The 10,678-nt window shown below is 26.3% G+C and carries 11 protein-coding genes; 10 read left to right on the forward strand and 1 reads right to left on the reverse strand.

Features of this window, described 5'->3' with window-relative positions:
* The first annotated feature begins 138 nt into the window (after window positions 1–138).
* The 6 genes from HCG76_RS15840 (at window position 139) to HCG76_RS15865 (ending at window position 6,055) form a co-directional block, all read left to right on the forward strand.
* Window positions 139–546, forward strand: a complete 408-nt coding sequence (locus HCG76_RS15840; protein WP_221701254.1) for a CidA/LrgA family protein — start codon at window positions 139–141, stop codon at window positions 544–546.
* Window position 547: 1 nt separating this feature from the next.
* Window positions 548–1,249: an LrgB family protein gene (locus tag HCG76_RS15845; RefSeq protein ID WP_221701255.1), complete on the forward strand. Its 702-nt coding sequence runs from the start codon at window positions 548–550 to the stop codon at window positions 1,247–1,249.
* Between the two features lie 121 nt (window positions 1,250–1,370).
* Complete coding sequence (locus HCG76_RS15850; protein WP_221701256.1) at window positions 1,371–2,159, forward strand: electron transfer flavoprotein subunit beta/FixA family protein; 789 nt, start codon at window positions 1,371–1,373, stop codon at window positions 2,157–2,159.
* Window positions 2,160–2,172: 13 nt separating this feature from the next.
* On the forward strand, window positions 2,173–3,393 hold the full coding sequence (locus tag HCG76_RS15855) for an electron transfer flavoprotein subunit alpha (protein WP_221701257.1): 1,221 nt from the start codon (window positions 2,173–2,175) through the stop codon (window positions 3,391–3,393).
* A 49-nt stretch (window positions 3,394–3,442) separates the two neighbouring features.
* The gene (locus HCG76_RS15860; RefSeq protein ID WP_221701265.1) at window positions 3,443–4,843 is read left to right on the forward strand and encodes an FAD-binding oxidoreductase; all 1,401 of its coding nucleotides are present in this window, start codon (window positions 3,443–3,445) and stop codon (window positions 4,841–4,843) included.
* Window positions 4,844–5,500: 657 nt separating this feature from the next.
* A complete protein-coding gene (locus HCG76_RS15865) occupies window positions 5,501–6,055 on the forward strand; it encodes a metal-dependent hydrolase (protein WP_221701258.1) in 555 nt (184 codons plus the stop codon).
* Between the two features lie 50 nt (window positions 6,056–6,105).
* On the opposite strand, the gene HCG76_RS15870 is transcribed toward HCG76_RS15865, so the two are convergent.
* The gene (locus HCG76_RS15870) at window positions 6,106–6,633 is read right to left on the reverse strand and encodes a hypothetical protein (protein ID WP_221701259.1); all 528 of its coding nucleotides are present in this window, start codon (window positions 6,631–6,633) and stop codon (window positions 6,106–6,108) included.
* Between the two features lie 426 nt (window positions 6,634–7,059).
* On the opposite strand from HCG76_RS15870, the gene HCG76_RS15875 reads away from it, so the two are divergent.
* The 4 genes from HCG76_RS15875 (at window position 7,060) to HCG76_RS15890 (ending at window position 10,601) form a co-directional block, all read left to right on the forward strand.
* A complete protein-coding gene (locus tag HCG76_RS15875) occupies window positions 7,060–8,568 on the forward strand; it encodes a sensor histidine kinase (protein WP_221701260.1) in 1,509 nt (502 codons plus the stop codon).
* A 165-nt stretch (window positions 8,569–8,733) separates the two neighbouring features.
* The gene (locus tag HCG76_RS15880) at window positions 8,734–8,883 is read left to right on the forward strand and encodes a hypothetical protein (RefSeq protein WP_221701261.1); all 150 of its coding nucleotides are present in this window, start codon (window positions 8,734–8,736) and stop codon (window positions 8,881–8,883) included.
* 141 nt (window positions 8,884–9,024) lie between these two features.
* Window positions 9,025–10,134 carry a sporulation integral membrane protein YtvI gene (gene ytvI / locus HCG76_RS15885; RefSeq protein WP_221701262.1) on the forward strand — a complete coding sequence of 370 codons (1,110 nt, stop codon included), beginning with the start codon at window positions 9,025–9,027 and terminating at the stop codon, window positions 10,132–10,134.
* Between the two features lie 116 nt (window positions 10,135–10,250).
* Window positions 10,251–10,601 (forward strand): cupin domain-containing protein, encoded by a 351-nt coding sequence (locus HCG76_RS15890; RefSeq protein WP_221701263.1) that lies wholly within the window; start codon window positions 10,251–10,253, stop codon window positions 10,599–10,601.
* The last annotated feature ends 77 nt before the right edge of the window (window positions 10,602–10,678 follow it).

Here is a 10,678-nt window from a genome sequence, read left to right on the forward strand (position 1 = left end):
TCATTTTTTTATAAAAGCTTTTTTATGCATAAAAACGTTTACGTTAATTAAATAACAATTATTTACAAATGAAAAGTGTAGATTTATAATATAGATAATTGGTAATACCAATTTAAGGAAAATAAGTGGGAGGATAAGATGAATATTCTTAAGCAATGGATTTTAGTTTTAATGGTTTATTTCTTAGGGGAAATTGTTTCAAAAGGCTTATCATTACCTATACCAGGCAATATTATGGGAATGATATTTCTATTTCTTTTCTTAGTTACAGGTATTATTAAATTAGAAAAAATAGAAAATGCAGCAAAATCTATATTAGATAATTTAGCATTTCTATTTATTCCGGCAGGTGTAGGGCTTATGAATTACTTTGGAATAATAAGTAATTATGTTGCTCAAATACTATTTATAGTTGTATTAACTACTTTTATCGTCATGTCATCTACAGGCTTAACAGTTCAGTTCGTTTCAAAAAGAATGGAAGCTACTTCTGCTAAGAAGAATAAAAATAAAGAAGCTACAGTTTCTTTAGAAAGGGTTGAATAGTATGGATATTTTTACTTCTAATATGTTTTTTGGAATTTTTATATCACTAGTTGCATATGAAATTGGACAAATTCTTTATAAAAAAACAAAACTACCAATATTTAATCCGCTTTTAATAGGAATAATTTTAGTAATTGCATTTTTAAAAATATTTAATGTAGATTTTGAAATATATAATAAGGGTGGACAATTTATAAATATGTTTTTAGGCCCAGCAACAGTAATATTAGCAGTTCCACTTTATAAACAATTATCATTACTTAAGAAGAATTTCATACCTATTATTATTGGCATAACAATAGGATGTTTTGTAAGTGTTTTATCTATAATTTTATTAGCAAAAATATTTAATTTAAATAATGATCTTATTATTTCTTTATTACCAAAGTCAGTAACTACACCTATAGGTATTGAAATTTCAAATAGCCTTGGAGGGATAACGGGAGTAACTGTGTTAGCTGTTGTTATTACGGGAATAACAGGAGCAATTATTGCACCAATAGTATGTAAAATATGTAGAATAACTGATCCAGTTGCAAGAGGAATTGGCATAGGAACTGCTTCTCATGCTGTAGGAACTTCTAAAGCCTTGGAAATAGGAGAAACAGAAGGTGCTATGAGTTCATTATCAATAGGAATTGCAGGTCTTATTACAGTTGTAATTGCACCTTTATGTTTTAGTATTGTAAGTAAATTGTTTTAATTAATAATTTAGTTATAAAGTTATTTGCAAAGAAAATTGGTATTACCAATTTTAAAATATAACTTTTAAAATTGAAAATTGTACAAGGTATCTTAATTAGGTATATAAGGGAGGAGAAATTATGAATATTTTAGTTTGTATTAAACAAGTTCCAGGAACATCTAAGGTTGAGGTTGACCCAGTTACTGGAGTTTTAAAAAGAGATGGTGTTGATTCTAAAATGAATCCATATGATTTATATGCATTAGAAACAGCTTTTAAAATTTCAGAAAATAAGGGTGGTAAAATAAATGTTTTAACTATGGGACCACCTCAAGCTAAAGAAATTATTAAAGAAGCTTATTCAATGGGTGTTGATCATGGTGTACTTTTATCTGATAGAAAATTTGCAGGTGCAGATGTTTTAGCAACCTCTTATACTTTGTCTCAAGGTGTTAAAAGTATGGGAGAATTTGATTTAATAGTTTGTGGAAAGCAAACTACTGATGGTGATACTGCCCAAGTTGGTCCTGAAATGGCGGAGTATTTAAATATACCTCATGTTGCTAATGTTAGAAGAATAATAGAAGTTAAAGATGAATCTATTGTAGTTGAAATGGATATGCCAAATACATTAGAGATAGTAGATATTAAATTACCAGCTTTAATTACAGTAGAAAAAGGAATCTTTGAACCTAGATTACCTTCTTATAAGAAAAAAGTAGCAACAAAGGATAGAGATATAGATATTAAGAGTTTATGTGATTTTAAAGATCAAGATGAAAAGCATTATGGGTTAAATGGTTCCCCAACTCAAGTTGAAAGAATTTTCCCTCCTAAGGTTAATGATAAGAGAGAAATGTGGAAAGGTAGTAGCGAAGAAATAGTTAATAAAATTGAGAATACATTGAAGGAATTAAAATTTATTTAAGGGGGTAATTATTATGGGAAGATTAATAATTAATCAAGATAAAGTAGGTAATAAAGATGAATTAGTTAAGATATGTCCTTTTGGTGCTCTTGAAATTAAAGACGATAAGTTAGATATAAATAGTGGCTGTAAAATGTGTAAATTATGTGTAAGAAAAGGTCCAGAAGGTGCAGTAGTATTTATTGAAGATGAAAAGAAAGAAATAGATAAAAGTCTCTGGAATGGAATTGCTGTTTATGTAGATCATGTAGATGGAGAAATTCATCCTGTAACACTTGAGCTTATAGGAAAGGCAAGAGAGCTTGCAGATAAGGTACATCAAAAAGTTTATTGTATAGCTATGGGGGATAATATTGAAAATAGAGTTCATGAACTTTTACATTATGGTGTTGATAAGGTGTTTTTATATGATGATGAGGAATTGAAATTTTTTAGAATTGAACCTTATACTTCAGTAATTGAAGACTTTATAAATAATGTAAAACCAGCAGTGTTATTAGTTGGAGCAACAACTGTTGGTAGGTCATTAGCCCCAAGAGTTGCAGCTAGATTTAGAACAGGTCTTACAGCAGATTGTACTATATTAGATATAAAAGAAAACACAGATTTAGTTCAAATAAGACCAGCCTTTGGTGGAAATATTATGGCTCAAATTGTTACACCAAACTCTAGACCACAACTTGCAACAGTTAGATATAAGGTTATGTCAGCTCCAGAAAGAAGTGAAAGTGAAAGTGGAGAAATAGTTAAATTATTTATAGGAAAGGAAAAATTAAAGTCTAATATTAATGTATTAGAAGTAGTTCCAAAATCTAAGGAAAAGGAAATAAGTGAGGCTGATGTTTTAGTTGTTGCAGGAAGAGGTGTAAAGAGTGAAAAGGATTTAGCAATGATTAAAGAATTAGCAGAACTTTTAGGTGGAGAGCTTGCAACTACTAGACCTTTAATTGAAGCAGGTTGGGTTGATGCAAAAAGACAAGTTGGTTTAAGTGGTAGAACTGTTAGACCAAAGCTTATTATTACTTGTGGTGTATCTGGTGCAGTTCAATTCACTGCAGGAATGAATAATTCTGATTATATATTTGCTATAAATTGTGATGAGAAAGCTCCAATATTTAAGGTTGCTCATTATGGAATAGTTGGAGATATTTATGATGTTATACCTATGTTAATTGAAAAGATTAAAAGTAATGTTTCTGGAGCAATAGAAGAAGTTGCTGTAAATAGTATTTAGCCAAGTTTTATTTAACTTTGAGGCAAAGATGAAAGGGGAGGAATTTATGATGGATTATAAGAGATTTTCTGTAGAGGATTATAATAATATATTAAGTTTAATTAATGATAGAGATAGAGTTTTATATGGTGAAAATATAAGTGAAGATTATAGTAGAGATGAGCTAGGCTCTGTAAGAGTTATGCCTAATGTTGTAGTACAAGCGTTAAGTAGTGAAGAGGTTTCTAAGGTAATGAAATATGCTTACGATAATAATATTCCAGTAACTCCAAGAGGTTCAGGAACAGGTCTTGTTGGATCAGCTGTACCTATTAAGGCTGGAATTGTTATTGATTTAAGTAAAATGAACAATATTTTAGAGTTAGATGAAGAAAATTTAACATTAACAGTTGAACCAGGGGTATTACTTATGGAAATAGGAAAATATGTAGAAGAGTTTGATTTGTTTTATCCACCAGACCCAGGAGAAAAAACTGCCACTATAGGAGGGAATATAAGTACTAATGCTGGTGGAATGAGAGCTGTAAAATATGGTGTTACTAGAGATTATGTAAGAGGTCTTGAAGTAGTTTTACCTAATGGAGAAATTATTAATGTTGGAGGAAAGGTAGTTAAAAATAGTTCTGGATATGCATTAAAGGATTTAATAGTAGGTTCTGAGGGAACTTTAGGAATTGTTACAAAAGCTATATTAAGATTATTACCCTTACCTAAAAAGGCAATTAGTCTTTTAATTCCTTTTGATACTTTAGATAATGCAATAGAAACTGTACCTAAGATAATTAAATCTAAATCTATACCAACAGCAATAGAGTTTATGCAAAGAGCTGCAATTATAGCTGCAGAGGAGTTTTTAAAGAAGCCATTTCCTGATAAATCATCAGATGCATATTTATTATTAACCTTTGATGGAAACTCAAAAGAAGAAATAGAAAGGGCTTATGAAGGTGTTGCTAATATTTGTTTAGAAAATGGTGCGTTAGATGTATTTATTTCTGATACTGAAGAAAGACAAGAAGCTATTTGGAGTGCTAGAGGTGCTTTCTTAGAAGCTATAAAAGCATTAACAACTGAAATGGATGAGGTTGATGTTGTTGTACCAAGAAATAAGGTTGCTGAATTTGTTAAGTTTACTCATGAAGTTGAAGAATCACAAGATATAAGAATAAAGAGTTTTGGTCATGCTGGTGATGGTAATCTTCATATTTATATATTAAGAGATGATTTAAATTCTGATGAATGGAATAATAAGCTTAATAATGTTATGGAAATTTTATATAAGAAATCAAGAGAACTAAGTGGCCAGGTTTCAGGAGAACATGGTATAGGCTTTGCTAAAAAATCATATTTAAATGAATCCTTACCAAAGCAATCTATAGAGATTATGAAGGGAATAAAACTTGCTTTTGATCCTAAAAATATTTTAAATCCAGGTAAAGTATGTCAGTAATAAAATAGATAAAATTGCTTCAAAGGAAATTAGCCAAACAATACAAAAAAAGAACATACTTTCACTTTTAAGAAAGATATAGTAATATAGTAATATAGTAATATAAAATTATATTTTAAGACAATTATAAAAAGGATGTATTAAAACTACAATTCACTTAATATAAAATTGCGAACTAATTTATAGTTAAGGGGATTTGTTCAGTTAAAGAGTTTAATTTAGCTTTCGCTAATTAAACTCAGGTAAGGGTTTGCTAAAGCAAACGTTAAAGAGTTAGGCAGAATCCCCCTAAAGTTAACGACTTGTCATACAAATTTGTAGCAGGAATCGTTAACTATAAGTCGGAGAACTAAGAAAAACAGTGAAGAGAAAAAATAAAATATTAATTTGGAGGGAAGCATTGAAATTAAGCTGTAGAATTTAATAATTGATGTAGTAAAATTTGCGTGAAGAAGATTTTACTGTTTGACGCGCTAGCTAGTTTAAAATCTTTAGCAAGTTTTACGGAATCAATTATATAAATTCAAAGTGAAAATTTCACCGCTTCCCGGAAAAGTAATATTCCATTTTTCGTTCTCACTGTAGTTCGCAGTTTATTTCAATTGTGAAAATAGAGTTTTTAACATTTCTTTGACAGCGATAGGAGAGAGAAAGTATATGAAGGGAAAAGAGCATATGATTGTTGGAACTACGGCAACAGCAACTATGGGAATTGGTTTTTTAATTACTAATACATTTGATAGTGCTATATATTTAGTTCCTTTAATTATTGGTGGATTTATTGGCTCCTATATGCCGGATATTGATTCACATAATTCTAAGGCAAGACAAGCTTTTAATAAGATATTAACATTTTCTATAATAGCAATAGTACTAGGATATATGCTAGGGGTTGCATTAAGTGTAAGTGATGTAATAAATTTTTTAGAACGTAATATTAGAAATTGTTTTGCAACAGTTATGTTTTGTATAACAACTGTATTAGGAAAATTATCTCCACATAGAATGTTTACTCATAAATGGTTAGGCACACTAATGTTTTGTGGAAGTATATATTTAACAGGAAATATATACTTAGCATTAGGGTTTTCTATGGGGTATATTTTACATATTGTTTGTGATAGATTTTCACCAAGAGGGAAAAATTTAAAGTTTTTTGAGTTTAAGCTACCATGTAAAAATTCTAAAAATAAGACAACAGTAGCTTGGTAAAATTAAAATTAAACAAATGAAATATTCATTAAAAATAAAAGAATTGGCAACTATTTAGCTGTCAATTCTTTTATTTTTATATTTTTAGGTAAATGTGATTTTATTGATTTTAGTATAGCTTTTGGATCAGCTGTTACTATTGGACAAATAAGTAAATCATATTTAGTAGTAAGTTTTAATTCATAAAGATTTTCTTTATGTTTTTTTTCAAGTACTAAGCTTTGAATTTCGTTGAATTCAGCATAATTATTTTTTACAACTACATAGTTATCATATATTGCAAATTTAGTACAAGATACTTTTATAGAAAACAATACTAATATATTAACAATAACTACTGCAATTAAATAGTAAGGAGTTATATTATTCATAAATGTATAAATAGCAAATATTATGCTAACTATTAATAAAATAATACAAGGAATATACGTACCTATAGAATTAGTATTATATTCGAATTTTAAATTAGATTTATTTTTAGATATTTTTTTGTAGTAAATAGAATAAAGTACTGTTAAATAATAGGCAGGCATACCTGCAAAAATAATTAAAAGTAATATAAGAATAAAATTATTCATATAAAATCCCCCTTAGAAATTTTAATTTATACATAAATAATATTTTATACCAATAAATTTTGATTAGCAACATAAGGAGGTGAGTAGAAAACTAATATATATATAATTAATAGAAAAATATAAAAAAATTAATAACTTATTAATAAAAGGTATATTATATGAGCAGGTTAATAAATAAAATGTTTACAGATTTGAGAAAAATTGTTAAAAGTAATAAAATGGTATAAAATAGAAAAGAGATAGATTTTAATGATTATTATATAAAAGTTAAAGTCAAAAGAAAGGTTTAAAGGGTAATATGGGAGAAAATAAAAAATATTAAGTAAAGCAAAGGAATTTAGCTTTATTTTTATTATCATCAGTATATGTGGGCTTTATAGCTTTATAATAAATGATGGTTTTAATATTTTAGTATTTATAAAAGTTATGTCATTAGTTACATCATGTTTTTATACATCTAGTTTATTAATACTATCATTAAGTAGAAATATTTATATAAATAATTTATATAAATATCTTTCTATTGGGATTTCTGGAATTGGGTTTTTATCAATTTCTAATATTCTTATATTAAATATAGACATTGGAATTGTAAGCTCATTTAACATTATTAGTAGGATGTTTTATATAATTTTTATTCTTGAAGTATTAGTATTTATTTTTTCATTTATAAATATTAATAAAGAAATAAAATTGGGGTTTTTTTCATTAATTACTATAGGTGCTACTTTATTATGTGCTTATGTAGGATTTAAAAGTAGTAATAATATATTAATAGAAATTGAAGGTCAAGGCTTTAACAAAGTTAAATTAAGTGTAGAAATATTAATTGTAACTTTATATATATTATTATGGTTTATTGTTAAAAGAAAAGGAGAAAAAATTTCCAAGGAAATAATAGAAGATTTTAAAGGATACATAATTTCTAGAATTATATTAGCAGTAATTGTACTTTTTACTTCTGTAAATTTTAATGGTGGAAAAATTTTATTAACTTATTTTATTAGACTAATAGGAGATTATTTTGTATTTAAGATAATTGGAATAGAGGTTATTAAAAGACCACAAGAAACTTTATATAATGATTTAATGTTTAAATCTATAGAATTAGAAGAAAAGTTATCTGAGTTAAAAAGAAAAAATGAAGAAGAAGAGATAAATAAGGAATTATTCGCTAATATTTCTCATGAGTTTAAAACACCAGTAAATGTTATTTACTCTGCAATTCAAATGCAAGATTTAAAAAGAGAAAGCAATGATATGAATGAAATATTAAAATTTAATTCTATAATTAAACAAAACTGTTATAGACTAATAAGATTAATAAATAATTTTATTGATTCAAGTAAATTAACTCAACAAGATTATAATTTAAATTTAAAGTGTTTAAATATAGTTAATATTGTTGAAAATACTACAATGTCTATATTATCTTTTGCAGAAATGAAAGGTATCAATGTTATTTTTGATACAGAAGAAGAAGAGCTTTTTGTTTATGCAGATAAAGATTTAATAGAAAGAACTATATTAAATATTTTATCTAATGCCATTAAATACAATGAAGAAAATGGGAAAATAGATGTTTTAGTTGGAACTAGAAAAGAAAATATTATTATAGAGATTGAAGATAATGGTATTGGAATACCAAAGGAAAAAGTAAAATATATTTTTAATAGATATGAGAGGGTTCAAACAAGTGAAGCTAGATATAAGGAAGGTTCAGGTTTAGGACTTAATATAGTTAAGGAAATAATAAATAAGTTTAATGGAAGCGTAAAAATTGAAAGTGAAGAGAGTATAGGAACTAAGATTACTATAATAATACCTAAAATTGAATATAATGAAGAGTTATATGAGGATTATTCAGATGGCTTTAATTTTAAAAATGATATTATTCAAAAAGTAGATTTAGAAATGTCTGATATATGTATTTAAAAATAAGAGGAGTTATATTATTTTTTTATAAAAAAATAATGGTAAATATTTACAAATGTTATTTTGTGGTGTATACTATATTTATAGTAGCCAAAAGGAAAGTTTTATGACTACTAAGTTCTATAGGTTTTATAATTATAAAAGCTAAAGGGGTGATGCTTCTAAATGTCGTTATTGGAGGATGTTCAGTTAATGAACAAATATGATAGAGAGGAGGCGTGCGTAAAGCTTAAAAATAGGCTTTTAATTAATGCTAAAATTAAACTTTATAAATGTTTTAAAGAAGGAGATGATCCAATCTATCTAATACATTAGAGAAGGGGGATAGAAGTTCGTTATTCATAAGGTAAAGTTTTAAAAAATAATTTAATAATGTATATATAATAAGGAGCTACTATTTAGCTCCTTTAATTTTTAATATAAAGGATGGATGTGATAAAAATGGAGTATATATCCTTGGCAGTTAAAAGAATAAAGCCATTTCTAAATTTAATTGTATTTCTATTAGTATTTACTCTTTCATTTTTAATAATTGTTGGAACATTAAAATATACAATGCCTTTTATAATTGGATTAATAACTGCCTCTATTTTAAAAAAGCCAACAGAAGCTATAATTAAGAAGTTTAATATAGATGGTAATTTAGCAGCTAGTATTTCTACGTTAATGTTTTATATTATTACTGTAACTCTATTAGGCTTTGGTGTGGTTTATTTTTGTTCAGAAATAAAAGATTTAGCAACTGACGGATATGAATATATATATGATAATGGAACCAATATAAATGTTTTTATTCAAGATTCATTATCTGCATTTGAAAGTATTGATGAATCTATCTTAGAAACTTTAAAAAGTAATATAAATAAGCTTATATCCGATATATCAAATTATGCATTGGATTTTAGTATGAATATCGTAAATTATATAATAAATGTAATTTCAGCCTTTCCATATATTATATCAGTAATAATTTTTGCAATATTATCTAGTTTTGTATTTCTTAAAAAGTTTATAAAAAATGACTCATCAAGAATAAAGAATAAGGATTATATTAATGAAAATGAAGTAGATAAGTTAATAAAAATTATAACAGAAATTAAAGATGTTATTTTTAAATATATAGGTACATATTCCATATTGATTTTATGTACATTTGTAATTACGTTTATAGGATTTAATATATTAAAAATACCATATACATTGCTTTTAAGCCTAACATGTATGATATTGGATATACTGCCTGTTGTAGGAATGATATTAATATTTTTGCCACTTGTAATTATTTATTTTTTTAGCGGTAAGTACATTACAGTTATATTTTTAGTTGTTCTATTTTCAGTAATTATAATAACAAGGAATATATTAGAACCAAAGCTTTTATCATCATCATTAGAATTATCACCCTTAAGTGTTCTAATTGCTATATTTGTAGGATTAAATATTGCAGGATTTAAAGGAATGATATACTTAATGGCATTATTTATAAGTTTTAATTTCTATAAAAAATATGCAAGTAGTAATAAAGTGTTTGTAAGTAAGGAAAATGATATAAGTGTTAAAAATTAATTAAGTAGTATTCTATATTTTACTCATTAAATAAGCTACTACTTAAGTATAAATTCAGTAAAGTTTAAAATACTATAAATGTTATTAAAATAAAGTAATATTTTTGGAGGTATTTTATGAGTGAATATAGTAAACATTTATTAGATGGATCATTAGAACAATATAATGATACTGTAGTTCCTAAAATTGCAGTATTTGGTGGAAATGATATGACATCAGAAGTTTATTATTTTAAACCAGGTCAAATTTTAAAATCTCACAGGCACCCTAATGGAGAACAAATTTTTGTTTTCTTAAAAGGTAGTGGAGTAATGATGCTAGAAGATGATAAATTTGAAGTAGAACCAGGGAAAATGATTTTTGTACCATCAGGAAAGTGGCATGAAATTATTAATGGTGATGGTTGTGAAATGGTAGCAGTTCAAATTACTAAGGTTGGTGCTGGAGCTGAATATAAAGAAAACTAAAATAGTGCAAAAATACTTGAATAATTTTACAACTGAATAAAATAAAAAAACATTCATGATAAATCCTTGCTATAATT

This window comes from Clostridium sp. K13, assembly GCF_019734195.1.
Lineage (GTDB): Bacteria > Bacillota > Clostridia > Clostridiales > Clostridiaceae > Clostridium.

Excerpts from the sequence above, each read along its gene's own strand:
- HCG76_RS15840 (WP_221701254.1), top strand. The coding sequence starts at position 139 with ATGAATATTCTTAAGCAATGGATTTTAGTTTTAATGGTTTATTTCTTA.
- HCG76_RS15845 (WP_221701255.1), top strand. The coding sequence starts at position 548 with ATGGATATTTTTACTTCTAATATGTTTTTTGGAATTTTTATATCACTA.
- HCG76_RS15850 (WP_221701256.1), top strand. The coding sequence starts at position 1,371 with ATGAATATTTTAGTTTGTATTAAACAAGTTCCAGGAACATCTAAGGTT.
- HCG76_RS15855 (WP_221701257.1), top strand. The coding sequence starts at position 2,173 with ATGGGAAGATTAATAATTAATCAAGATAAAGTAGGTAATAAAGATGAA.
- HCG76_RS15860 (WP_221701265.1), top strand. The coding sequence starts at position 3,443 with ATGGATTATAAGAGATTTTCTGTAGAGGATTATAATAATATATTAAGT.
- HCG76_RS15865 (WP_221701258.1), top strand. The coding sequence starts at position 5,501 with ATGAAGGGAAAAGAGCATATGATTGTTGGAACTACGGCAACAGCAACT.
- HCG76_RS15870 (WP_221701259.1), bottom strand. The coding sequence starts at position 6,633 with ATGAATAATTTTATTCTTATATTACTTTTAATTATTTTTGCAGGTATG.
- HCG76_RS15875 (WP_221701260.1), top strand. The coding sequence starts at position 7,060 with ATGTCATTAGTTACATCATGTTTTTATACATCTAGTTTATTAATACTA.
- HCG76_RS15880 (WP_221701261.1), top strand. The coding sequence starts at position 8,734 with ATGTCGTTATTGGAGGATGTTCAGTTAATGAACAAATATGATAGAGAG.
- HCG76_RS15890 (WP_221701263.1), top strand. The coding sequence starts at position 10,251 with ATGAGTGAATATAGTAAACATTTATTAGATGGATCATTAGAACAATAT.